The following is a 26,121-nucleotide window of genomic DNA, read 5'->3' on the forward strand; positions in this document are numbered from 1 at the left end:
AATTTTTATAGCTTTAAGAACTGGTTCTAAGAGCTGATTTTTAGTGTTATCACGCCACTAATAATCATTAATACTCCTGCAATACGACCAAATGTAGCTGCATCGTTATAAAACAATATACCCACTAAAAACGTACCGGCGGCGCCAATACCTGTCCATACGGCGTATGAGGTACCCATTGATATTTGCCTTTGTGCAAGCCACAACATAAAACCACTAGCGACTAAAAATACCACCGCTATTGCTATGCCTTGCCAGCGTGTATCAGCGTTTTGCGAAATTTTTAAGCCAATCGGCCAGCCAATTTCAAGTAACCCAGCAATAATTAAGTACACCCACGCCATTAAACGTCTCTCTTTTTAACAATCACTTCGTATAAATCTTCGCGGCGATCTTTTAAATTACGCACTGTGCCTTCGCTGTGAAGTATTTTAAGCTTATCCATATCAAGGTCACTAAATAGCAGCATTTCGGTGTTTGGTGTGGCTTCGTTAAGTGTTGCATCGTGCGGGAACGAAAAGTCCGATGGCGTTAATACCGCCGATTGTGAGTACTGCACATCAAGGCTTTCTACCTCAGGTAAGTTACCTACTGAACCTGCAATAACCACATAACATTCGTTTTCTATTGCACGCGCTTGTGCACAGTGGCGCACACGTAAATAACTGTTTTTAGTATCAGTCCAAAATGGCACAAACAGAATATCTAACCCTTGTTTGGCCAATATGCGTGAAAGCTCTGGAAACTCTACATCGTAACAAATTTGAATACCTACACGACCGGCATCGGTATCAAACACGGCAATTTTATCGCCGCCTTGAATAACCCAATCGTTTTGCTCATGCGGGGTTATGTGTATTTTACGTTGCTCGTCTATTTTACCGCTACGATGGCATAGGTAACTTACGTTATAAATTTTATCATCTTCGGCAAGTGGCATAGAGCCGGTAATAATATTAGCGTTGTATTCTATTGCCATACGCGACATGGCGTTTTTAAACGTTTCGGTATATTCCGCTAAATAGCGAATCGCTTCTGTTTGATTACTTTGATTTCCTAAGCCCATTAGTGGCGCATTAAAAAATTCAGGGAATAATATAAAGTCACTTTTGTAGTCAGATACGGTATCTACAAAGTATTCAACCTGCTTTAGCATTTCTTCAACCGATTCAACACAACGCATTTGCCATTGCACAGCACCTACTCGCACGATTGATTTAGTTGACTCAAGTACCGTGTCGGTTGGCTCATACATGATGTTATTCCACTCAAGTAAAGTGGCGTAACCAACTGATTCTTGATCCTCCGGTAAATACTTTTTAAGTAAGCGTTTTACCTGAAAATCGTTAGATAACTGAAAGCTCAAAATAGGATCGTATAATTCTTTTTGATCTACTTTTGCAATGTATTCCATTGGCGTCATTTCACTGCTGTGATTGTAATAACGCGGAATACGCCCACCAGCTAAAATAGCGCGTAAGTTATATTGGCGGCACAATTCTTTACGGGCATCATAAAGGCGACGACCTAAACGCATGCCTCTGTGACTTTCGCTAATAGCAACATCTAAGCCGTATAGCGCATCGCCGTCGGTATCGCTAAATACACGGTCGTGACCGTCTGCAATATCTTCGTATGTATGCGGGTTTGAAAAACGCGTGTAATCAACCTGCACGCTTAATGCTAAGCCCACCAGCACGCCGTCATCCACAATACCTATTTGCCCTTCAGGAAACTGGTCTATTAATCTAAAAATGGTATGACTTGGCCACGCACCGCCTAAGTCGGGATACGCTTGATCCATCAAGGTTTTAATTTGCGGATATTGCTCTCTGGTTAAGTTACAAATTTCAAGATGGGTTTTTTCTGCCGACATACACAACTCCTTTGGGCATAAGAAAATAAAAGCCGAATGTACGTTAAAGTACACTCAGCTTTGTATCATGTTTTTTACGTTACGCGTACTACTTTAAGCTACGATAAAAAAGTGTGGTTACTTTCTCTTTTGGTAACCAGCCTGCGTATTCAAGATTCAGCTCAGCCAATGGATCGGCTTTAAGTACTTGCTCTAAGCTTGCATTATTTTGCATTGCTTTTAGCATTACGTCTTTCGCGTTTTGAACTAGCTTACCATACGCTATCAGTCCTGAACGGTCACTTACCTTGCCGTGTCCTGGTATTACTTTAGTGTTGTCGTCAATTTGATTAACTACATCGTTTACTGCCGCTAAAATACCATCAACGCTGCCGCCGCTATCTACATCAACAAACGGTAAGCTGCCAAAATTAAAGTAAATGTCGCCCATGTGCACTATGTTGTCGTTACTAAAAAAGATAACCGAATCGCCATCGGTGTGTGCATGTTCGTAATGCACTACATGGGCGTGTTCGTTATTAAAATGTAGTTTTAAGTCGTGACCAAAACTAATGCGCGGTAAAAAGTCTGACCCTTCGCCGTGCTGCTCTTCTAAACGTTTGTGTACATTGTCGTGCGCTATAACGTGCGCGCCCGCTTTAGCAAAGTTCTCGTTGCCACCGGTATGATCGCCATGATGGTGAGTATTAATAACAAACTCTGCACTGCCTGGTTTTAAATCGCTAATGGTTTTTTTAATATCATCTGAGAGTTTGGCAAACTGATCATCAATAATATAAATGCCGTCATCACCTACACTTGCTGCAATATTACCGCCTTGCCCAAATAGTACGTATACATGGTCACTTAATTTTTGTGCTGTTACTGGGCCATCGTCTGCTTGCGCTGTAGTGCTTAGTAATAAACCTGTTATTAATGCGGGTAGTATTTTTTTCATTTTAGTTCTCTGTTGTTTTATTGGTAATTATATAGAACGTGTTTAGCTATACTTTAGTTCATCGTGTCGGCTTTATTACTATTTGATGTATTAATTGTTGAGGCAATAAAGGCGTATGTTTACCTTCTACGTAATCACTAAATCCCGCTCTGTAAAATTCAGAAAGAGGGTGCCCCGATTGCCCACCAGGAATAGCTAAAATTGCATGCTCTAGATGCCCAGGTTGAGCAATAAAACGCTGTGATGCGCCAAAACTACGCCCTTGTACGGCGGGCATATAACTATCTCCAAAACCTGCTGCTGTGGGCATATTTAATAACTTAGCAAGTAACGGCATTTGCTTTGCAAACGGATGCTCTATCACTAACTCATTTACCTTGCCCCACTGCCAGTTTTGTACGTTATTACCAAATTGTTCTGTAAGCTTAGTAATAGTTTGGCTAAATGCTCCTTGTAACTGCTCATCCCAGCTTTTAAATTGTGGGTTTATCCATGTGTCGGGCTTGTTGTTTATAAGCTGCCACACAGCGGGCTCTAAATCTCGTTTTACATATTTAAGTGTGCCTTGTTGTTTATTTAATTCATCTTCCATATTACTAAATAAAATATTAATCACTGCATCGCGGTAGCGCTTAACTAAGGTATACCCTGTGGAGGTTGAACACGCACATTGCTGCCAGTTTTCAAGCGCTGTTATATATTGCTGATTTTTAGTTATATCGGTTTTTAATTGCTTTAATAACAGAGCATGCCAAGGCATTAAAAAGCGAGCTTGATTATCAAGTTGTAATGCGTAAAAGTCGCTCTCAGCAAATGTTTGTTTTTCAAATAATCTATCGCGAATTTGGCTCGAACGTGCGCCGAGTGCATAGCCACCATTACCAAAGCGGGCGTTATCTTCAGCCGATACCACGCGAGAATTACCAGTCCATAATCGACCGTTTTGCGGGTTTTTAATAAAAGGGCGTTGTAATTCATTTTGCTGCCAAAGCGCTGAGTAGTCATCGGCATTTACGCCAAGCTCACTTGGCGCTTTACGAGCCGGTATACCGCCCATATTTTTCCACGCTGCGCTACCAAGGCTGTCTACTACCATTAGGTTTTGCACCGGAATGCCCACATCGCTTGCTACAGCAAGTGCATCATCTACTGTTTTGGCTTGCTCTAATTTTAATAACTGCATATTAACGGCATAAGGCTGATGGGCAGCCCAGCTCAACGCATAAGGTTTTTCGTTAATATATTTTACAGGTCCGTATTCACTGAGTATTAATGAATAGTTTTCAACCTCCCCATCGGGTAATGGGATAGGTTCATCAACTTGCCATGTTTTACTATCATCGTTTAATACAATCCAATCGGCTGTATCTAAATAACCGTTAGTAAATCCCCATGCAACATTGTTGTTAGTGCCAACAACAATGGCAGGTGCGCCGGGCAGCGATACACCGGTTACCTGAGTCTGCTCACCACTGTGCATGTAATTTAATTGTGCCCTGTACCAAATTACAGGTACTGCCATCGATAAATGCATATCATCCGACACCATACCAGCCCCTGTTTTAGTAAGCGCTCCTGTAACAGCCCAGTTATTACTGCCGCGCTCTTGGTTGGCTTCAATACTTTTAACTATATGCTCTGTTTGATTGGGGAAAGTAGGTATGCCGCCGCTATAAGGCGCTAATTTGCTGCCATCAAGCGCGGCTTGGTACTTACTCGGTTGCGTTAAAAAATCAACCATTTGCTTTGTGTATGCTTGCTCAATTTGAATAAGTGCTTGGTCGCGCTCAAATGTGGCACTTTGTAAATCTAGGTACATGCTAAATATCACAAGTAGGCTGTCTTCACTTTGCCATGGCTTTTGCGCTGCACCGGTTAGTAAATATTCAAAGCTTGAATACCCTACTTGCGCTAAACCTTCGTTTACACCTTGAGCGTAACTTTTAAGTAATTGCTTATCTGCTTCAGGCAGGGTTTGTAAAATAATTTGGCTGCGTTTACGTAATTGATGAAAACGCATTTTTTTATCGAGCCCCAACGCTGCTTCGCCAAATAATTCACTTAACTCACCTGCGGCATTACGCCTTAGTAAATCCATTTGAAAAAATCGGTCTTGGCCATGCGCATAACCTAAACCATAGGCAGCGTCGTTTCGGCTATCTGCATTTATTACTGCTTGCCCTAGTGCATCGCGCGAAATTTTTACAGGCTCTACCACCGCGTTACTGCGTCCGTTTCCATCAAGGGCGGGTAAACTTAAACTAAGTACCCCATAAACAACAGCGGTACTTGCCAGCCCTAATATCACAATTAATAACAACAAGCGTTTGATTACTTTAAACATCACCGTTTCCTTTGCACGTTTTGACCAAGCGTTAAGCACATATAATAACCACAGTTTTATTAAATAATAATGTTCTTGCTCGCAAAGGGTGAAATAAACATCAAAATCCACGATAATGTCAGCTCCACACATCGTGCAGAACTAGTTGAGATCAATATGACTGAAAAAACATTTATCAAAGGTAAAGACCGCGACCTAGAATCGTCAATCTCTACCATGCAAAACAAGCTTAAAGCCCTAAACATTAATGTTGAAGAAGCGCTTTGGCTTAACCCTGTAGCTAACTGTTATTCGGTTCATATAAAAGACAGCGACTGCGGTGTTATGTTTACCAATGGTAAAGGCGCAACCGACAAAGCATCTATTGCTTCAGCACTCGGTGAATACTTTGAACGTTTAAGCTGTAACTACTTTTTTGCAGACTTTTATCTAGGTGAAGAATTTGCTAATGGCGAGTTTACTCATTACCCAAGCGAAAAATGGTTTAAAGTTGAAGGCGATGAAGTGCCAGAGGGCATTATGGATGAAAGCTTATGGGATTACTTTGACCCTGAGCGCGAACTAAACGCATCACACCTTTTTGATTTTAACTCAGGCAATATCGATCGTGGTATTTGTACCCTGCCATACACACGCCAACGCGATAACCAAGACGTATACATTCCGGTAAACGTTATCGGTAATATTTTTGTATCTAACGGTATGAGCGCAGGTAACACCAAATTTGAAGCTCGCGTACAAGGTTTATCAGAAGTATTTGAGCGCGCTATTAAAAACCGCATCATCGCCGAAGGTATTTGTTTACCAATCGTGCCTGAAGATGTTGTTAAGCAATACCCTAAAATTCACGAAGCGTGTGAAGAACTTCGCAGCCATGGCTTTCATTTACGTATTGCCGATGCATCACTTGGGGGCAAATACCCTGTAATGAGCGTAACGCTTATTAACCCAACAGATGGCTCTGTATTTGCTTCTTTTGGTGCTCACCCATCATTTGAAGTTGCGCTTGAACGTACCGTGACTGAGTTACTACAAGGTCGTCGTCTTGATCAGCTAGATGTATTCCAACCTGCAACATTTGATAACGATGAAGTAGCAACACCAGAGAACATTGAACTGCACTTTATTGATTCAAGCGGTTTGATTTCGCATGATTTTTTCCGTGCAAAACCTGATTTTGAATTTGTACACTGGGACTTTAGCGGAACAACTGAAGAAGAATATAACTTCTGTACTGATCTAATTCATAGTATGGATCATGATATCTACATCATGGATTACACGCACCTAAACGTATACGCGTGTCGTATTTTAGTACCTGGCATGTCTGACATTTACCCTGTTGATGAGCTTATTTGGCGTAACAACAACGAAGGCGCTAAATTCCGCGAAACATTCCTATCGCTTGATCAGTACGATGCAGAGCAATGGATGGAAATTTACGACAGCCTTGAAGAAGCAGGCCACAGCGATATTATCCGCGCCGCAGAATTTATTGGCCTTGCAACCGATGCCGACACACCATGGCACACACTGCGTATAGGTGAGCTTAAAGCGCACCTATGTTTAGCTGCAGGCAGCGAAGAAGCCATTGATTGGGTTGACTGGATACTTCATACAGGCCAAGTAAATGAAGAGGCAATGCGCCACTTCCGCTGTTTAAAAGCAGTTCTTGAAATTAAATACGATGACGAGCGCGAATACGCAGATTACCAAGATGCACTAGGCTTAATGTTTGGTGCTAATAATGTAGCGCTGGCTATAGAAATTGCCGAAGGTAAAAAGCAGTTTAACGGTTTAACTTTCCCTGGTTTATCGCTTGAAGGCTTTAAAAAGCATGCGGCGCTACTTGATGGTTACCGCAAGCTACATGTAGCAAAGCAAAATCACTGGGCGCGTGAAGTTAGCGACTCGTAACTCGCTAAACCACTAATTATAAAAAATAAACGGCACATTTGTTAATGCGCCGTTTTCATTTGTGTAATAAATTAGCTATAGTTAATTTGCCTAAATTAACGCCACGATGTAGCAAATGCCACCATCTACTAACAATAAAAAAACGAACGTTCATAACTTTAAGTTGACCTTTTGGTTATCGCTTACGCTAACTGTACTAGTTGGTATCGTTCTTGATCGTATTAACTACAATCGTGTTAAAGATGCTCATCGCCTACAAATTCTTTCTGAAGTAAGTACATATCGAGCTCAATTAGAATCTATTTTAGTTTCTAATATCCAACTAGTTCGAGGTTTAGGTGTTGCCGTAGCGGCGCAACCTGATTTACAGCAAACACAATTTGAACAAATTGCCCAACCACTATTTAAAACCTCAAATGAGCTTCGCAATATTGGTGGCGCTCCCGATATGGTAATTCGCATGACTTACCCCTTAAAAGGTAATGAAAAAGCACTCGGTTTAAACTTTTTAGAAGAAAAAAACCAACGCGCTGATGCTATTAGAGCTCGCGATACAAATACCATTGTAATGGCTGGCCCATTAAAATTAATCCAAGGTGACATAGCACTTATAGCCCGCGTTCCTGTTTACATACCGCCAGATAATCGCTTTTGGGGATTACTTTCAGTTGTTCTCAACATTGACAAAGTCTATGAAAATTCAGGTATTTATGAGCTAGAAAAAGAATACAACGTCGCTTTACAAGGCAGGCATGGACTTGGCAGCAAAGGGGAGTTTTTTTACGGTAATCAAAACATAATAGAGCAAGACCCTCTTGAGTTTACGTTAAGCTTTCAAGGTGGCAATTGGCAACTTTACGTAGCACCTAAAATAGGTTGGAGCCCACCAAATTCAGCTGTGTGGCCTCTTAGGTTATCAATTATAATTATTTGCGGGTTATTAATTTGGGCCTTTTTATTCTTTTTGAAAATGCTTAATCGTCAGCAACAAAACGAAAAAATGCTTGAGGCAATGAGTGATCTAGCCCAAATAGGCGCATGGTCATTTAATTTAGAAACGAAACAAGTGTATTGGTCTGATATGACCAAAAAACTATTTAAATACCCATTAAATAGCCAACCAGAATGGCCTAAAGATTTAAATTACTTTAAAAAAGGCACTAGCAGAGAAACAATTAAACCTTTAATTGAACGAGCTATAAAATATGGTGAAAGCTACGAAGTTGAATTAGAAGTAATGGATGAAGAAGGTGAATCTGTTTGGGTACTCGTACATGGTGAAGCAGAACGAAAAAATGGACGATGCACACGTATTTTTGGCTCATTACAGAATATTGATACCCGTAAAAAGATTGAATTAGAAAATAATAAAACAGCATTACACAACGAAATTTTAGCCTCCCTTACCGTTAATAAATTAATATTAACTGGGCAACTGAGCCAATCAAAAGATATTATTACTAAAGCAATCTGCCAAGCATTTGATATTAAACGTGCCAGTATTTGGTTTTTTAATGAAGACAAATCCCAACTAAGCCCTTTTGCCATACATAGTAAACATTCGTCTAGTGATAAAATTGACTCTATTTGGCTAAGAAAAAATCTTCCCGGCTTTTTTAATGCAATAGATCACCAGCCTGTATTTAATGTGCCTGACGCCCAAGAACACCCAATACTCGAGCCAATTAAAGAACAGTATTTAATGACTCTCGAGATTAAATCCATGCTGTGCGTAATAATCCCTGCAGGAAGTGGCGCTATAGGAGTCGTTTGCGCAGAGCAATGCCAATCAAAACGCTACTGGTCTAAAAACGAAGAAAGCTTTTTAATTGCCGTTGCTGCGTTAATAGGCAGCTTGCACTCAAGCCAACAGCGAATTGAAACCGAACAAAAACTAGTTTCTGCCAAAGAAACCGCCGAACAAGCTGTTGAAGCTAAAAGTGAATTTTTAGCGAGTATGAGCCACGAAATTCGCACCCCAATGAACGGTGTTTTAGGTATGCTTAACATAATTAAGCAAACTCAATTGGACCTACAGCAAAAACATCATATTGAACTTGCTCAATCATCAGCTCAATCTTTGCTTAATATAATTAATGACATATTAGACTTTTCTAAAATTGAAGCCGGTAAGCTCGATATAGAAAACGTGCAATTTAATTTACCTCGGTTATTAGGCGAAGTGGTGGAATCCTTTGCTTTAAAGGTAGAACAAAACAATACAAAACTTATTCTAGATGCTACTCAAATAACTGTTAGCGAGATAATTAGTGATCCTAACCGCTTGCGCCAAATTTTAAATAACTTAATTGGCAACGCGGTTAAATTTACTATTGATGGCGAAGTAGTCATTACTGCCAGAATAGATGAAACAACGGATGGCTCGTTCCTACAGTGTTCGATTATTGATACTGGTATTGGTATTGACCCTAAAAAACAAGCGTCGTTATTTGACTCATTCACACAAGCCGATGCTTCAACAACACGCCAATTTGGGGGCACAGGGCTTGGCCTTGCCATAGTAAAACAATTGTGCGAACTGATGAACGGTGAAGTGAGTGTAAACAGTATGCAAGGTGAAGGAAGTACATTTTCTTTCACAGTACAAATACAACCGCGCTTAAGTAAAGAACAAGATTTACCGAGTCATTTAATTAAAAACAAACATATTTTAATTATTGATGAGTGCTCGTTAAATGCTAACACCGCTAATAAGCAGCTCACTGTTTGGGGTGCAAAAGTTAATTGTATACATAACTATCTTGAGGTTGATGATTACTTAAGTAATGTAACCACCCACCCTGGTGCTATTTTAGTTGATTACTACTTTTTTGAAAAAGCCCCACAAACGCATATCACCGCGCTCAAAAACTTTATAAATATGCATAGTTGCAAGTTAGTTATTATGGCACCAATGAGTTATTCACCAGAGGAGTCTAAAGTAGGTATGGAAGTCGACTGTATGATTTTCAAACCTCTCACACCGTCTGATTTGTTTGACTCACTCACAAACGATAAATACATTGAACAACAGCAGCAACAAGCACAGCTGCAAAACAAGCTAACTAAAGCGCCAGTACTCGATTCATCAGAACCACAACTATTGCTTGTTGAAGACAATAAAATAAACCAAGTGGTTGCCTCTGCGCTATTAAAGCAGGCGGGTGTTACTTTTGATATTGCCGAAAATGGACTTGAGGCAATTGTAAAGCTCAATGCAAAACAAGGTAAACCATATAAGCTAGTTTTAATGGATTGCCAAATGCCCGAAATGGATGGCTACCAAGCCACTAAAGCCATTAGAGAAGGTGATGCAGGTAAAGATAATGAAAATATTACTATTATTGCGCTAACAGCCAATGCCATGCAGGGCGATAAAGAAAAATGCCTAGCCGCAGGCATGAACGACTATTTAAGTAAGCCTCTCGATTTAGCTGCATTACAACCAAAGCTTCAACAATGGCTTGGCATTCAATAAAGGTGTAAGCTAATAAAATACGCTTACTAATTTGAGATTATTTATGCAGTTATCAACAAATCAACAACGTATTCTTGGTTGCCTATTAGAAAAACAAAGCACAACGCCAGAGCATTATCCGCTATCGTTAAACGCTCTCGTGAACGCATGTAACCAAAAGTCTAATCGCGATCCTGTGTTAAGTCTTACAGATGAAGACGTGCAAAACGCACTTGATGAACTAATAGAAATGCGTTTGGTCACAATAGATGAAGGTCTTTCGGGACGCGTAAATAAATACGATCACCGCTTTTGCAACACTGAATTTAGTAATCTGCAATTTTCTGCTCAGCAGCGTGCCATTGTTTGTTTATTACTTTTGCGTGGTGCTCAAACCCCTGGTGAATTAAGAACCCGCAGTGCTAGGCTTGCTGATTTTAATAACGTAAATGAAGTAGAGGCAGCGCTCAATAAACTGATTGAAAGCGAGTACGTCACAAAGCTAGAGCGTGAAGCTGGTAAACGTGACAGCCGATATATTCATTTATTTGGCGAACAACAAAATAATCCCGCCGATGCCTTTGTTGCTCTACCAAGCGAAGTAATTAAAGACAAAGAATTAAGCGATTTACTTGAAGAAGTAGAAAAATTAAAAGCAGAGCTTCGCCAAATAAAAGCTCATTTAAAACTTTAATTAACTAAAACTAAATCACATAATAAGTTTATTGCGTATCACATATTAAATTTTATAAGGAGCTGGCAATGCGCGCCGAAATTATGGCTGAAATGAAGGTTCAGCCAACGATTGATGTAAATGCTGAGATAACTCGCCGAGTTAACTTTATTAAAACACGTTTGGTAGCAGCTCATTCACGCTCGTTAGTACTGGGTATTAGCGGTGGTGTTGACTCATCAACCTGCGGCCGCTTATGTCAACTTGCTGTAAACGAGCTAAATAAAGAACACGATACTGACAAGTATCAGTTTATTGCAGTGCGCCTACCTTATGGTGTACAAGCTGACGAAGATGAAGCACAAATGGCGGTTGATTTTATTCAGCCAAGTAAACGTATGACCGTAAACGTACAACCTGCGGCTGATGCATTGCATGAGCAAGCGATAGCTGCCGTAGTTGGCTGTGGTGAAGCACTGCCTGAGCAAGCTCAAATAGATTTTATTAAAGGTAATGTTAAAGCACGCCAACGTATGGTTGCTCAGTACGAAATTGCAGGTTTTTGCCAAGGCTTAGTAGTGGGTACCGATCATAGTGCTGAAAACATTACTGGTTTTTATACTAAATTTGGTGACGGCGCTTGCGATTTAGCCCCTCTGTTTGGTTTATCAAAACGCCAAGTTCGTGCACTTGCTACTGCACTAGGTGCGCCAGCTTTATTGGTAGATAAAGCACCTACAGCTGATTTAGAAAGTGACCGCCCAGGTTTAACAGACGAAGAAGCACTTGGTTTGAGCTATGAGCAAATTGATGACTTTTTAGAAGGTAAACCTGTGTCTAATGATGTTGAACAAAAGCTTGTAAGCATTTACACGCGTACACAACATAAGCGTCAACCAATTCCGACAATTTACGATTAAGGTTTAGTAGCTAAAATAAAGCAATTAATGCCTTTGAGGATTAATTGCTTTTTTGATCGACAGATTAAGAAGCTGCGTATATTTTAATAAATTAACGCTTTGAATTTTATAATACCAATTGCATTAAATTAGTGAGCTATTATAGCCCTATGAAATAGCGATAGAGCGATGATATTTTTAATTATATTGGTATAACTACCCGCCAAAGAGAACACTGCCTTATATGACATCGCCCATTTTAATTACCGGCGCAGGCCAACGTATTGGTTTAGCACTCGCTCAGCATTATATAGCCCAAGGGCAGAGTATTATTATCACGTATCGTACTCGTCACGCCGCTGTTGATAAATTAGAGCAACAAGGTGCTGTATGTATTTATGCCGATTTTAGTACCGATGACAGTATTAGTGCATTTATAAATACGCTTAAAAAACATACAGCATCGCTGCGCGCTATTGTTCACAATGCATCAAGCTGGGACTGCGAAGCTAACAACCCTGACTTTGCAGCACTGTTTGATAATATGATGCGTATACATGCCAAAACACCGTATTTAATTAATTTAATGTGCGCAGAGCTGCTTTTAAACTATCAGCAAAATGAAAAAGTACCTGCCGATATAATACATCTTACTGATTATGTAGTTGAAACAGGCAGCCCTAAACACTTAGCTTATGCAGCAAGTAAAGCAGCACTCGACAACCTAACCAAATCGTTTAGCGCTAAATATGCGCCAAATATAAAAGTGAACTCGGTTGCTCCATCGCTCATTATTTTTAATGAACATGACGATGAGCAATATCGAGCTAAGACCCTTAAAAAATCATTAATGGGCATTGAACCCGGATGCCAAGAAATTATCAATAGCATTGATTTACTATTACAAAGCCACTACATCACAGGGCGCTCTTTGCCTATTGATGGCGGTCGTCATTTAAAGTAAATATAAATAAACTGAGATATTTATGCACAATGAATTAAAAGAAAGTTATGAAAAAATCATCACCGCTGTAGGCGAAGATGCTAACCGCGAAGGCTTACTTGATACGCCAAAACGTGCTGCAAAAGCAATGGAATATTTAACGCAAGGGTATCGTCAAACGCTTGATGAAATAACTAATAAAGCGGTATTTACATCTGACGCTGACGACATGGTGTTAGTACAAGACATAGAGCTCTACTCTATGTGTGAGCATCATTTACTGCCTTTTATTGGCCGTTGCCATATTGCTTATATACCAAACGGTAAAGTATTAGGCTTGTCTAAATTTGCCCGTATTGTTGATATGTTTTCACGCCGTTTTCAAATTCAAGAACAACTAACGCATCAAATCGCTAAAGCAGTTGAAGAAGTTACTGGCGCTAAGGGCGTAGGCGTTATTGTTGAGGCAAAACACATGTGTATGATGATGCGTGGTGTAGAAAAGCAAAATTCAAGCATGCGTACATCAGTAATGTTAGGTAACTTTAGAAGCGATCCTAAAACACGTAACGAATTTTTGCAGCTTATAAAAGGTTAACCCTATGGCTAATGCAATCATTAACGTTACTAATTTACGCCTGCGTACGTTTATTGGCTTTAACCCCGATGAGCGTGAAAAAAAGCAAGATGTAGTGATCAATCTAGAGATTCACTACCCTGCTGATGACGCGTGTAAAACGGATGAAGTTGACCAAGCACTTAATTATAAAGTGATCACCAAAGAAGTTATTAGCTTAGTAGAGCAAGGGCACTTTTTACTGCTCGAAAAATTAGTTGCTGAAATTCTTGCCGTTTGTCACGCACACCCAAGCGTTCATTACGCTAAAGCACGTGTTGATAAACCACATGCACTGCGTTTTGCAGACTCAGTGTCGTTAACGCTTGATTGGGCTAAATAAGCACTTAAAAACTTATTTAAAAAAGCTTTTCGAATCCTACGGCAAGGGCGATAACCGCTAAATAGCGAGCGCCTTTGCCTAGTGTTACTAGTAATAAAAACATACTAAAGCGTACTTTAAATATCCCCCCAATTACAGTTAGCGGATCGCCTACTACTGGCAGCCAAGCAAACAACAAACTATACACACCGTATTTATTAAATTGCTTTTGTGCGCTATCAAGCCCTTTTTGCGATACAGGAAACCATTTTTTATCTTTAAAACGCAGTACCTGCGTGCCTAACCAATAATTAACACAGCTCCCTAACACATTTCCAACTGTTGCTACGCACCACATAAGCCATAAATTAACTTTACCTTGAGTAATCATTCCCACCATTATCACCTCAGAAGAGCTAGGCAGTAATGTCGCAGATATAAATGCGCTAATAAATAACGAGAGATAAAGCATAATGCCCTTATGGCTAAACGTAAAAACCCAGCCTATAGCTGGGTTTATAATACCAATTTTATTAAAAACATGAGCATTCTAGCGTATCAAATAACTCACTAACTACGTTAAAAATTATTTATATAGAACAACTATGTATCATAATTTTAGCCTTGTTATTGAGCTATTTTCTTATCGCTATAATAGATCACTAATTTAATGCAATTGGTATAAAAATAAACTGTGTGTTTATTTTATCAAATTTAAACTAAACGGGTAATTAAACTCTTTACCTTCATTAGCTTTAATACTTGCCATTACAACCATTACAAACCCAAAAATTGCCACTATAGGTAGTAATATTAAGCCGACTGCTACAAACATCAGTACAAAACAAACTACATATGCAATTGCCATCGTTATTTGAAAGTTAAGCGCCTTTTTACCGTGCACGTCAACAACTGGCATTTCATCTCTTTTAATTAACCACACAATTAATGGCCCAATTATTGAGCCAAACGGCACAACAAACCCAGCAAGCGCACTTAAATGGCATAACATAGCCCACGTACGGTCATCTTTATTAACTGGTTCAACCTGTTGATTTTCTTCCATAACACTCTCCTTTTTGTTTTATGTATGTTGCCTCTTAACTAAACAAATGTCTACAAATCAACCAACGTATTTATGTTTAAAAATCACAGCGTGAAATCTTGTGATAAAAAAGTGATAAGTTTGTGAGAGTTTCTGGAGACGATTATTCAATACTTAACTCGAATCATCACTTACAGGAAATAATAATGAAAACTTCTACATTAACAATCGCAATTCTTTTAGCGGCAGCTAGCCAATCGACTATGGCCGCAGAATTAGACCTAAAAGTAACTAACCTAACCAAAGGTATTCACTTTACTCCACTGTTAATTACAGCACACAACAGCGAAGACACACTGTTTGAAGTAGCAACAGAGGCATCTACAGCACTACAAACAATGGCTGAAGGCGGCAATATTGCAGAGCTAGTTGCACAAGCAACTGCAGCGGGCAGTGATATGGCTGCAAATCCAGCTGAAGGTTTACTTGCACCAGCCGCATCTACAACGGCAACACTTACCACTACCGACGGTAACGAGTACCTATCTTTAACTGCAATGATGCTACCAACTAATGATGGCTTTGTAGGCTTAAACAGCTGGAAAATCCCAACAGAAGCGGGTACTTACACAATTAATTTAAATGCTTACGATGCAGGCACAGAACAAAACAATGAGCTTGTAGTTGAAGGCTCTGGCGCACCAGGTACTCCAGGTATTCCTGCGGCTCCAGGTGGCGACGCTGGCACTGGCGGTACAGGTGTATTAAGTGGTGATACAAATACTAACATTCATATTCACCCAGGTAGCTTAGGTGATGACGATTTAGAAGCGGGTAATAGCGATTTAAGTAATACAGTACACAGATGGTTAAACCCAGTAGCGCAATTAACCGTTACAGTTAAGTAGGAGCATGATTATGTCATCTGCTAACAACCTTAAAAAAAGTCTACTAGTGCTTGCACTTGCAACCACACTTGCAGCGTGTAGCGATAATGATAACGACCCAGTTGTTGAAGAGCCGGTCGTTGTTGAGCCAATTGTTGTAGAACCTGTGATCAGTGAGTTTACTATTACTTTTAGTAACTTAACTGCAGGACAGCCTTTGTCACCACTCTCTGTCATTGCTTTTGAAGATGAAGCACCTTGGACCTTCGGTACAACAGCTTCTGTGAGCTTAGAAATGCTTGCAGAAAGCGGTGCAAATGAAGAATACCTCAGCTACGAAAGTGCACTTGCTGCAGTTTCAGCTGAAGGCGCTATTGGCCCTGGTGAAACCACCACAGTGATCATTACTGTTGAAGAGCAAGAAACGCTTAATTTGTCATTTGCTGCCATGCTTGGGAATACAAATGATGCTTTTACCGGTCTTAGTTCTTTAGATGTATCAACATTAGAAGTTGGCGGTTCGTTATCACGCACTACGACTGCTTATGATGCGGGTACGGAAGCAAATACAGAAACAGCTGAAACTGTGCCAGGTCCTGCCGCTAGCGGTGAAGGGTTTAACGAAATACGTGACGATACAGCCGATATAATAACGATGCATCCAGGCATTGTTTCAAATCAAGATGGATTATCTACATCAGCACTTGGTGTTGAACATAAGTTTGATAACCCAGTATCGAAAATAGTAATTACGCGCACGCAGTAACGTTCCAGCTTGTAATGGGGAAGTAAGGGAGCACGGATGCCCCCCTTTTTACGAGGTAATACATGCGTCACGAAAAAATATTAGTAGTAGAAGATGACAGAGAAATAGGTAAATTAATTACCACGCAGCTAACGTCGCTTAACTTACATGTTGATCATGTTGTGAGCGCAGAACTAGCCTTAAAAAAAATAGCCAAGCATCCCTACGGACTTATTTTACTCGATATAAACTTACCGCAAATGGATGGTTTAAGCTTATGCCGAAAAATAAAAGAGCATTACCCTACTACCTCCGTTATTTTACTCACCGCGCTGAGTAGCGATATGGACAGAGTTATTGGCCTTGAAATGGGCGCCGATGATTATATTTGTAAACCCTTTTTTGCACGCGAATTACAAGCCAGAGTAAAAACCCAATTACGCCACAGAGCACAACTACTCGCAGGCCAAAACAACGACAACTCTCCCGCTGATAGCGAACAAACACTAAATGTAGGCTCACTCAACATAGAATTTAGTTCGCACCAAGTGTATTTAGGTAAACAAGCCCTTAACCTTACCGCCACCGAATTTGATTTACTCGTTTACTTTGCACGCCATCCTAATCATGTTTTTAGTCGCCAGCAGTTACTCGATAAAGTATGGGGTTACCAACACAGTGGTTACGAGCACACGGTTAATTCACATATAAACCGCTTACGTGCCAAGCTAGAAGAACACCAACAAGCGCCTATCATCGAAACAGTTTGGGGTGTTGGTTACAAACTAAACCCTAGCCAACTCAATTAAGACACCTATTATGAAATTATCTTTGTATCAAAAATTAGCTATATCGCTAGTCGTGATTTTTTGCTTTATTTGCGCCCTAGTTTACGGCTGGAGCAAGCAACTGGAACTCACCTCAAAACACCACGCCGAACAAAATCTGCACTTAGCGTTAGCGGAACATTTAGTACAAGATAACCCACTAATAAAAGAAGGTGTTTACGACTATAAAGCGCTTGAGAACCTCTTTCATACCTTGATGTTATTAGGTCCTGCGTTTGAATTTTATTTTGTAGACGAAACCGGAAAAATTCTTACTTACTCAGCAAAGCCGGGTAAAGTTAAACGCACGCACATTAGTTTAACGCCTTTAAAAAGGCTGATTAACGACCCAAGCGCTGCACCTATCTATGGTGATAATCCTCGTAATAAAGAGCAACAAAAAATATTTTCAGCCGCGCCAGTATTTAATCAAGATAAGCTACAAGGCTATTTATATGTAATTATTGGTGGTGAGGCTTACGACACCTCACTAAGCACTGTAAAAAATAATGATAAGTTATGGCTAGCCGCTTTATGGCTTGGCTCTGCACTCGCATTTTTATTTATTGCGATGCTAATTTTGCTACGCTTTTTTACCAACCCAATACAGCGCTTAGCACGTGATGTTAGTAATATTGAAGCCGCTAATTACAGCCTTACCGACACCAAGCTAAGTAACTATTCAACGCAAAAAAGTAACGAAGTGCATAGTTTAGGGCGAAGTATTCAAGCCATGCTTACCCGTATTAACGAGCAGTTTAAAGCACTTGAGCAAGGCGATAAACAACGCAAAGAGTTGCTAACTCACTTATCGCACGACCTACGTACCCCACTTGCTTCACTGCAGGGATTTTTAGAAGTATTAAATCAGTCAGGTGAGCAATTAAGTCAAAACGAACAACAAGAATACTTACAGGTATCGCTTAATAATTGTGGGCAATTAAAGCTACTCATAGAGCAAATATTTGAACTTGCTCACTTAGAAAATGGCGAAATAAGTATAAATAAAGAAACCTTTAATTTAGGTGAACTCATTTACGATTGCATGGCAAAATTTAGTTTAGCCGTTGATAAAAAAGGCATAAGTTTGTCGGTAGAACCTGCAATTTGTGACTTTCCTGTGGTTGCCGATATAGCTAAATTAGAGCGCGTGTTAAGTAACTTAATTGACAATGCAATTAGGCACACCCCTCGCGGTGGCAGCATTGCAGTACATGTAAAACGCAGTGACGATAATCAACTATTTGTGCATGTATCAGACACAGGCGTAGGTATAAAAGAAGATGAGCTGAATGCTATTTTTGACCCGCACTACCAAGCAAGTAATTCTAATAAAGAAGGGCGCCAGCAAGGTGGTTTAGGATTGGCGATTTGCAGAGGTTTATTAAAACTGATGGATAGCGAAATTTACGTACAAAGTGAAATTGGTAAAGGCACTATGTTTAGCTTTAATTTGCCACAAAAAAAGGTGCTTTCTTAAAAAGCACCTTATTGAGTTAAATCTATTTAAATATAAAGATTAATTACTTTTTAATACCCGCTAAATCAAGCATAAATGCATAGTTTAGCGCGGTATCTTCTAAGCGCTTAAAGCGACCTGATGCACCACCGTGCCCTGCTTCCATATCTATTTTAAACAATAACTTATTGTCATCAGTTTTATAGTCACGCAGCTTAGCAACCCATTTTGCAGGCTCAAAGTATTGAACTTGTGAATCGTGCAAGCCAGTCGTCACTAGCATATTAGGATATGCTTGCTTAGATACTTGGTCGTATGGCGAGTAAGACAGCATGTAATCGTAGTACGCTTTTTCGTTCGGATTACCCCACTCGCCGTATTCATTTGTTGTAAGCGGAATACTCGCATCAAGCATCGTGGTTACTACATCTACAAACGGTACCGCTGCAACCATGCCTTTATAAAGTTCAGGCGCTTGGTTTGCTACTGCGCCCATTAATAAGCCACCAGCACTGCCACCTAACGCAAATATTTCATCTTTTGCGCCATACTTTTGAGAAACCAATGCTTTAGTTACATCAACAAAGTCATTAAACGTATTCTTTTTAGTGAGTAGCTTGCCGTCTTCGTACCAAGGACGACCTAGCATTTGCGAGCCACGTACATGGGCAATTGCAAATACAAAGCCACGGTCAAGTAAACTCAAACGCGTGCTTGAAAAAGTAGGGTCCATGGTTGCGCCATAAGAGCCGTACCCATATTGCAGTAGCGGGTTAGTACCATCTTTTTTAAACGCATCTTTACGGTAAACTAAGCTTACTGGTACTTTTATGCCATCACGTGCTGTTACAAAAATACGCTCTGAGGCGTAATTATCAGCATCAAAATCACCTAATACAGCTTGCTGTTTAAGTAGTTTTTTATCGCCAGTCGCTAAATCTACATCGTACGATGAGCTTGGTGTAGTCATACTGGTGTAATAAACACGTAACGTGCTGCTATCTATATCGTTATTGCCATAAGTACCAATTGTATAAGCGCTATCGTTAAAGCTCAGTGGTAACTCTTTACCTGTTTTTAAATCACGCGCAATCAACTTTGATTGGCCCATTTCACGCTCTTGGTAAACTAAGTAGTCATTAAATAAATCAATGCCTTCGAGCTTAATATCATCGCGCGCTGGGATCACACTTTGCCAATTTGCTTTGTCACCTGCTTTATCAATATCCACTTTCATCAGCTGAAAGTTTACAGCATCTAAGTTAGTTACAATGTAGTAAGTATTCCCTAGTTTAGATATTTCATATTCAAGCCCTGCTTCACGCTCAATTAAGCGTTTAGGCATTGCCTTAGCATCATCAGCACTTAGTACCGATACGCCTGATGCTGCTGTGCTGCTGTGCCAAATATAAATTTCTGACTCATCTTTGCTTTTACTCATACCCATGTAGTAACTGGTATCAGTTTCTTCGTAAATTAGCTCATCATCAGCTTGTGGTGTACCTAATGTATGACGATAAACTTGATAACCTAATAAAGTTTGTAAATCTTTTTTAATATAATAAACAGTTTTATTATCGTTTGCCCAAACTATACCGCCGTTGGTGCCCTCAAGTGTATCTTCGAGTAATTTACCGGTTGTTAAATCTTTTATTTTTATACTATAAATACGACGGCTAACAGTATCTTCGCCATAAGCCATTAAATTGCCATTCGGGCTTACATTTAAGCCACTTACTGCATAATAATCATGGCCTTTCGCAAGCTCATTTACATCTAAAATAACTTGCTGATCGGTACCTGTAAAATCGCTGCTGCGTAAGTAAGTAGTGTACTCGTTATCGCCGCGTGTTTGCGTTGAGTAAAAATAATCACCGTTTTTAACTGGGACTGAATCATCGTCTTTTTGGATACGCCCTTTTAGCTCTTCAAACAATTCACTTTGCAGCGTTTTGGTATGTGCAAGCATTGCATCTGTGTATGTATTTTCAGCTTCTAAATAGTTAATCACCTCTGGCGCTTTACGTTCGTCATCACGTAACCAATAGTAATTATCTACACGTGTGTCACCATGAATAGTCATCTCATGAGGCACTTTTTTAGCAACTGGGGCAATAGCTTGGGCTACTTGAACCGTTTTAACTTGTGTATTATTTTTTTTGGTTTCTTCAGGGGCTTGATTACAGCCACTTAAAATAGCTAGCGATAATGCAGCAAGTGCGAGTGGAGTACGTTTCATCAGTCAAAGTCCTTGTTGGTTTTTATTTTTATTAAGTAATTAAATATACCTAAAAATAACCTGTGTTGTGATTTACTTTGTGAAGCTATGTAAAAAGGGAGCCGAAGCTCCCTTTGTATAACAATTAAGTTATAAAATTACTTTTGTTTACGACGACGCATAAATGCAAATGGCGCTACTAGTAATGTTAACCATGCAAGTGAGCCAGATGAGCTCTTTTTGCTTTCTGGTGCTATAGTCTCTACTACTGGTGGTACTACTTTTGTAATACTTATAGTAACTACAGCAGGAGCAGATACATTACCGCGTACATCAATGGCAACAACTTGAATTTCAGCTGATGAATCACCAGTTAACAATTCAGTATTAGTTACAACCACTTGTCCATCCGCATCAATACCAAAACCTTGGTGAGTACTTGATTGCACATAGTACTCTGACACATCTAAGTCTTGATCAGACTCAGTGATAGTTAGTGCACCAACAACTGTTCCGTTAGCAGCATCTTCTGAAACACTAAATTCACCACCAACTAGCATTGGAGCCTCGATTGCAGGAAGCTCTAACTCAGCACTATTCATCACTTTAACAATATCTAAACCAGACGTTTGTGATAATGCAAATGGACCGCTTGCTTCAACAATTGCTTTTTCACCCGGTTTAAGTGAAGTAACTGCTTCGCCAGTTTCCATAGAAGTAAGCGTTACACTTGGAGATGCTCCAAATGTAGTTGAGCCTTCAATACTATCTGTCTGAGTGAATACACCTGTAACATATGAAGGGTAACCTACAGATGCTTTAAAGTTCATGTTTTCACCAAGTAATGAACCATCAACGTTTAGTAGCTCACTACAAGTTGAGAAGGTAATAGTATCTTCACCGGCTGAGTGATAAAGCGGAGTAACCCATGCTAACGAATCGTTACCAGCGCCATCAGTTTCACCAATTACTGTACGGCTACGGCCAGGGAATGCTGTTTCACGACCGCGGTCGTTATAGTTTTGCATAACTTGATCATAAACACCGTCATTATCAGTATCAACTTCTAATCTGTAGCCTGCTTGGAATACATGCGTTAATGGGTCGCGCAATTGGATAGACGATGTTACAAAAATACCAGAGTCACAAGAGCTATCTGCAAATGCAGAGAAAGTAGTCGCTAAAATATTAAACTCAGCTTCTTCTCGTGTTTTCTCTGTGCCTGTTGCAACAATGCTTTCTGCAAAAGGAGTAATGTCTGTTTGGCCGCTATTTTCAACAATAAGTGCCATTTCGTTATCAATGATTTGAGACGAAACGCTTAATTCTGTCGCAGCTTTTGGCATTGCATGATATACAACGTGTAAATCGTGGTCTGTATCAGTGCTTGCGTCATTAAATACCAATGCACCATCAAACTCTACTGAAGTAAGAGCAGCGCTTCTTGCAGCAATGTCGTCTGCACTAAATGGGTTTTCTAATTCCCACGCTGGTAGTTTTGTTGGATCAACAGTTAGCGTCACATCAAAGTTAATTGACTGACCTGCAGGGATTGTTACCGACTCAGGGAAATCCCAGCTAATTGCAGCTGTATCGTCATCATTTTGGTAGCGAGCTTCAGTACGCAGCGCATACGTTTTAGCATCTGATGAGAAGTTCTTAACAGTCACTGTTTTAGTTAGAGACTCTGTTCCAGCCATTGACACAAGGCCGAATGAAAGAGCCGCTTGTTTAGTATTAAACTGTGTATTATTAACCCATGCAGCAACTGGTAAGTTGACTGCTTTAGTTACATCAACCAAGCCTGAACCAATCATACTAATTGGAGCCAGTTCTGAGTCAGGACTGCTTGCTAAAGGCTCATTTGTTACATTTAAGTCAGCTGCATTCATTATTGTAGCTTTAATCTCAAATGCATTACGTTCAGGATGAGCTTCACGTACCATTGCAACAGCACCGGCTGTAATAGGGCCTGAAAAAGATGTTCCAGATACAGGAGCTAGCTGATCTTGCGTGCCTGCTGCTGCAACTAATATACTAGTACCAGGAGCAGTAATTTCTGGTTTTAATAAACCATCCATCGAAGGGCCACGAGAAGAGAACGTAGCTACTGCACCTGCTGTAGTTTTAATTTTTACATCAATATCAAATGTTGCCGTATCGCCTGCAGCTAATTGAGCTTTTAAAGCAGCACCTGCAGCAAAATTAATGCCTACACTTTTAATAGTTACATTGTCATCACTGCCACCCATTGGTGCAGGAGTGCCATCATCTGTGTTATTTGCAATCAGTACAAATTCAGCACCTTTCTTCTGTGCACTAAGTACTTTAACTGTAAATGCACATGCACCACGGTCAATTAAAACCGCTTTACCAGTAAAATCAACATCATCAGCAAAATCAACACAACCATCTTGGTTTGTGTCAGGGTACACTAAATCGATATCTGCACCTGTAATTACAAAGTCAGTTTGCGGGCCAAAGCCTGATGCTTGAATATTACCTTCAATACCAGCAACAGTACCTGTAGCAGTACCAACTTCAGTTGTAGGATGAGTCATTGCGCCTACTGATAACGCATTTGGTGTCGTGCTTGGGCCACCAATACGAAATGGATGATCACCATCATTACCGGCTGAAATAACCATATTCACACCTAAATCAACAGCACGTTGAATTAGGTATTGCGCACCACCACCTGTATATGTATCGCCAAACTCGCCACCTAATGACATGTTCATAACATCTACGCGGTCTGAAATATCACCATCGCCATTTGGATCCATTGCAGCTTCTAATGCCGCAGCTTGAGCGGCACTTGGACAGCCACCACCACAAACAGAGTAAACATATAATTCAACATCTGGTGCAATACCATTTACTGAGTTTGAAGAAGACGTACCATGATTCGTTGCATCACCTGTAGAAGGAGAATTTGCAGCATCATTTTCAATTGGATCAGCATCGTCACGAATAAAATCGTAACCGCCTTGTATAATACCTTGTGGCCAATCAACCGTTGTAGGATCAGCTTGAGCAGCCTCGTATGCTTCTACAGTACCCTCACCACCAAATGCTTTGTGGGTATAGTCAATACCAGTATCTAGAACAGCCACACGCTGACCTTTACCAGTTACAATACCATCAACAATTAAAGGCTTAGCATTAATATATTCAGACGTTGCAGCTACATGTAATTCGTAGTCAAACATCGGTAATACTTTAGCCACTCGTGAATCTTTAGCTATTTTAGCTAAGGCTTCTGGTGTCGCTTGCACAATTAATGTTGGTGCTAATATTTTTGTTTTACCAATTATTTTTGCATCAAAGTCTAAGCTACTAAGCTCGTTGGCCATCGTGTTTTGAAGCAGCTCAACGTTAGCAATCATTTCACGACTGCTTGACGCTTCATAAGTGCCAGAAGCCACAGCATCAACAGAAGTTGCTGCACGTAAAACAATCATATGTGCTGAAGGCTGTTTTTGCTCAGATGCTAACTCTTTCACCTGTTCAGCAGCTTGAGGTGCAATCGTTGCATTAGGTAAAGTTGCCGCATTAACAAAAGTAGCAAGAAATGCACTTGAGACTGCCGTAGCTATAGCAGTTTTTTTTATTATATTTTTAGCCATGAGTTCCCCTTGGATAGGTTATGTATTATTGTATTTGTATTAATCAAAATGATTATATTGTTGTACTGAATATAAAACTTTTGGTACAACCCAAGCAACACCTTGGTTACAAACACATGACATCAAATCCAAAAAACAAGAAAACATCACCCCAGCAAATTGATTTAAAACAATAAAGTTAAAAAATCATATTTGTGAACTAATGTAAACAACTCTAACTTTTTCTTGAGAAATGAATGAATAACGAAGTAATTAACATTTTAACCATGGCTAAAGTAATTCAAACGGCCGTTGCCCCTGTATTCTTAATCACGGGTATTGCTGCTACTTTAGGTGTTTTATCTAATCGTTTAGCACGAATTACCGATAGGGCACGTCAGCTAGAACGCAGACTAAAAGTAAGTACTGACGAGGACTTTAATAAATCACTCGCTACAGAGCTGCGCGCCCTTTTAAAGCGTTCTCGATGTATACATATTGCTTTTAGTTTAAGTGTATTAAGCGCACTACTTGTATGCGCTGTGGTTATGTTGTTATTTTTATCGCATATTCAATCTATAAACTTAGGCGTTACAATTGCCTGTTGTTTTGTAGCAGCAATGGCATTACTTATATGTGCATTTATGTCGTTACTTGGTGAGGTATTCTTAGCAACTAGAAGCATGCGTCGCGGGATGATATTTGCAGATATTGATATAAACGATTAAGTTTTAGTTAAATCTATCGTATTCACTTGAATAAATACGATGTTAGATACAAGATACCGAATTAAGAATTACAATTTTCAACAGGGGCAAACATGAAATTAAAAAAAGTATTAGCAACAATAGCACTGGCAACGTGTGCATTTAGCGTATCGGCAAATTCTGCATTTAAAGAGCCAAGTGACGCGATTGAATACCGCCAAGCAGCGTTTTCAATGATCTCAGTACAAATTGGTGACATGGGCGCAATGCTAAAAGGTAAAGTACCTTTTGACGCAGAGCAATTTAAAAAGCGTGCTAACAACGCAGCTGCACTTTCAAAAATGCCATGGGAAGCGTTTTACGAAGGAACAGATAAAGGCGACACAGCTGCACTTGCTGCTGTTTGGTCTGAAAACGATACTTTTATGAAAAAAGCAACTGCATTCCAACAATACGCAGATGAGCTAGCAGTAGCGGCTCAATCAGGCGATAAGGCCGTAATTGGTAAAGCTTTTGGCGCATGGGCTAAAGGCTGTAAAGATTGCCATAAGCAATTTAAAGATTAATTATTGTTGTAGCCAGTTTAACAACAATAATTAGATAATAAAAAGCACTGAGCGTTAATAACGGTCAGTGCTTTT

At 39.9% G+C, this 26,121-nt stretch carries 21 protein-coding genes; 13 read left to right on the top strand and 8 right to left on the bottom strand.

Annotated features, from left to right (window positions below):
* Positions 1-26 precede the first annotated feature (26 nt).
* The 4 genes from FFU37_RS14960 to FFU37_RS14975 all read right to left on the bottom strand — a co-directional run bounded on the left by FFU37_RS14960 (position 27) and on the right by FFU37_RS14975 (position 5,157).
* Positions 27-344, bottom strand: coding sequence for a DMT family transporter (locus tag FFU37_RS14960; RefSeq protein ID WP_002962354.1), 318 nt, complete (start codon positions 342-344; stop codon positions 27-29).
* Positions 344-1,876: a bifunctional GNAT family N-acetyltransferase/carbon-nitrogen hydrolase family protein gene (locus tag FFU37_RS14965; RefSeq protein WP_024595458.1), complete on the bottom strand. Its 1,533-nt coding sequence runs from the start codon at positions 1,874-1,876 to the stop codon at positions 344-346. The genes FFU37_RS14960 and FFU37_RS14965 overlap by 1 nt, the downstream gene beginning before the upstream one ends.
* An 88-nt stretch (positions 1,877-1,964) precedes the next feature.
* On the bottom strand, positions 1,965-2,813 hold the full coding sequence (locus FFU37_RS14970; protein ID WP_138489820.1) for an MBL fold metallo-hydrolase: 849 nt from the start codon (positions 2,811-2,813) through the stop codon (positions 1,965-1,967).
* 58 nt (positions 2,814-2,871) lie between these two features.
* The gene (locus FFU37_RS14975; RefSeq protein WP_138489821.1) at positions 2,872-5,157 is read right to left on the bottom strand and encodes a penicillin acylase family protein; all 2,286 of its coding nucleotides are present in this window, start codon (positions 5,155-5,157) and stop codon (positions 2,872-2,874) included.
* A 156-nt stretch (positions 5,158-5,313) separates the two neighbouring features.
* Here FFU37_RS14975 and ycaO point away from each other — a divergent pair, with 156 nt between their 5' ends.
* The 7 genes from ycaO (at position 5,314) to folX (ending at position 14,005) form a co-directional block, all read left to right on the top strand.
* A complete protein-coding gene (ycaO, locus tag FFU37_RS14980; protein ID WP_024595461.1) occupies positions 5,314-7,074 on the top strand; it encodes a 30S ribosomal protein S12 methylthiotransferase accessory factor YcaO in 1,761 nt (586 codons plus the stop codon).
* Between the two features lie 115 nt (positions 7,075-7,189).
* Positions 7,190-10,552: an ATP-binding protein gene (locus FFU37_RS14985; RefSeq protein WP_138489822.1), complete on the top strand. Its 3,363-nt coding sequence runs from the start codon at positions 7,190-7,192 to the stop codon at positions 10,550-10,552.
* A gap of 43 nt (positions 10,553-10,595) precedes the next feature.
* The gene (locus FFU37_RS14990; RefSeq protein WP_002962344.1) at positions 10,596-11,225 is read left to right on the top strand and encodes a YceH family protein; all 630 of its coding nucleotides are present in this window, start codon (positions 10,596-10,598) and stop codon (positions 11,223-11,225) included.
* A gap of 68 nt (positions 11,226-11,293) precedes the next feature.
* Positions 11,294-12,124 carry an NAD(+) synthase gene (gene nadE, locus FFU37_RS14995; RefSeq protein WP_024589633.1) on the top strand — a complete coding sequence of 277 codons (831 nt, stop codon included), beginning with the start codon at positions 11,294-11,296 and terminating at the stop codon, positions 12,122-12,124.
* 223 nt (positions 12,125-12,347) lie between these two features.
* Positions 12,348-13,067: a dihydromonapterin reductase gene (gene folM / locus FFU37_RS15000; RefSeq protein ID WP_138489823.1), complete on the top strand. Its 720-nt coding sequence runs from the start codon at positions 12,348-12,350 to the stop codon at positions 13,065-13,067.
* Between the two features lie 22 nt (positions 13,068-13,089).
* Positions 13,090-13,644 (top strand): GTP cyclohydrolase I FolE, encoded by a 555-nt coding sequence (folE, locus tag FFU37_RS15005; protein WP_002962341.1) that lies wholly within the window; start codon positions 13,090-13,092, stop codon positions 13,642-13,644.
* 4 nt (positions 13,645-13,648) lie between these two features.
* A complete protein-coding gene (folX, locus tag FFU37_RS15010; protein WP_002962340.1) occupies positions 13,649-14,005 on the top strand; it encodes a dihydroneopterin triphosphate 2'-epimerase in 357 nt (118 codons plus the stop codon).
* A gap of 16 nt (positions 14,006-14,021) precedes the next feature.
* On the opposite strand, the gene FFU37_RS15015 is transcribed toward folX, so the two are convergent.
* Both FFU37_RS15015 and FFU37_RS15020 read right to left on the bottom strand, forming a co-directional pair.
* Positions 14,022-14,456, bottom strand: coding sequence for a YqaA family protein (locus FFU37_RS15015; protein ID WP_138489824.1), 435 nt, complete (start codon positions 14,454-14,456; stop codon positions 14,022-14,024).
* A 228-nt stretch (positions 14,457-14,684) separates the two neighbouring features.
* On the bottom strand, positions 14,685-15,050 hold the full coding sequence (locus FFU37_RS15020; RefSeq protein WP_002962338.1) for a DUF4870 domain-containing protein: 366 nt from the start codon (positions 15,048-15,050) through the stop codon (positions 14,685-14,687).
* A gap of 185 nt (positions 15,051-15,235) precedes the next feature.
* Between FFU37_RS15020 and FFU37_RS15025 the strand changes: the two genes are divergently transcribed.
* The 4 genes from FFU37_RS15025 (at position 15,236) to FFU37_RS15040 (ending at position 18,968) form a co-directional block, all read left to right on the top strand.
* The gene (locus FFU37_RS15025) at positions 15,236-15,937 is read left to right on the top strand and encodes a spondin domain-containing protein (RefSeq protein WP_002962336.1); all 702 of its coding nucleotides are present in this window, start codon (positions 15,236-15,238) and stop codon (positions 15,935-15,937) included.
* 10 nt (positions 15,938-15,947) lie between these two features.
* The gene (locus tag FFU37_RS15030) at positions 15,948-16,682 is read left to right on the top strand and encodes a spondin domain-containing protein (RefSeq protein ID WP_138489825.1); all 735 of its coding nucleotides are present in this window, start codon (positions 15,948-15,950) and stop codon (positions 16,680-16,682) included.
* Between the two features lie 62 nt (positions 16,683-16,744).
* Positions 16,745-17,470: a response regulator transcription factor gene (locus FFU37_RS15035; RefSeq protein WP_002962333.1), complete on the top strand. Its 726-nt coding sequence runs from the start codon at positions 16,745-16,747 to the stop codon at positions 17,468-17,470.
* A gap of 10 nt (positions 17,471-17,480) precedes the next feature.
* Positions 17,481-18,968 carry a sensor histidine kinase gene (locus FFU37_RS15040; protein ID WP_138489826.1) on the top strand — a complete coding sequence of 496 codons (1,488 nt, stop codon included), beginning with the start codon at positions 17,481-17,483 and terminating at the stop codon, positions 18,966-18,968.
* A gap of 43 nt (positions 18,969-19,011) precedes the next feature.
* Here the strand turns inward: FFU37_RS15040 and FFU37_RS15045 are convergent, their stop codons facing one another.
* Both FFU37_RS15045 and FFU37_RS15050 read right to left on the bottom strand, forming a co-directional pair.
* The gene (locus FFU37_RS15045; protein ID WP_138489827.1) at positions 19,012-21,186 is read right to left on the bottom strand and encodes a S9 family peptidase; all 2,175 of its coding nucleotides are present in this window, start codon (positions 21,184-21,186) and stop codon (positions 19,012-19,014) included.
* Between the two features lie 137 nt (positions 21,187-21,323).
* The gene (locus FFU37_RS15050) at positions 21,324-24,794 is read right to left on the bottom strand and encodes a S8 family serine peptidase (protein ID WP_039486930.1); all 3,471 of its coding nucleotides are present in this window, start codon (positions 24,792-24,794) and stop codon (positions 21,324-21,326) included.
* 236 nt (positions 24,795-25,030) lie between these two features.
* On the opposite strand from FFU37_RS15050, the gene FFU37_RS15055 reads away from it, so the two are divergent.
* Positions 25,031-25,501, top strand: coding sequence for a DUF2721 domain-containing protein (locus FFU37_RS15055; protein ID WP_007377300.1), 471 nt, complete (start codon positions 25,031-25,033; stop codon positions 25,499-25,501).
* Between the two features lie 92 nt (positions 25,502-25,593).
* Positions 25,594-26,046, top strand: coding sequence for a c-type cytochrome (locus FFU37_RS15060; RefSeq protein WP_024595584.1), 453 nt, complete (start codon positions 25,594-25,596; stop codon positions 26,044-26,046).
* The last annotated feature ends 75 nt before the right edge of the window (positions 26,047-26,121 follow it).

The organism is Pseudoalteromonas distincta (assembly GCF_005877035.1).
Classification (GTDB): domain Bacteria; phylum Pseudomonadota; class Gammaproteobacteria; order Enterobacterales; family Alteromonadaceae; genus Pseudoalteromonas; species Pseudoalteromonas distincta.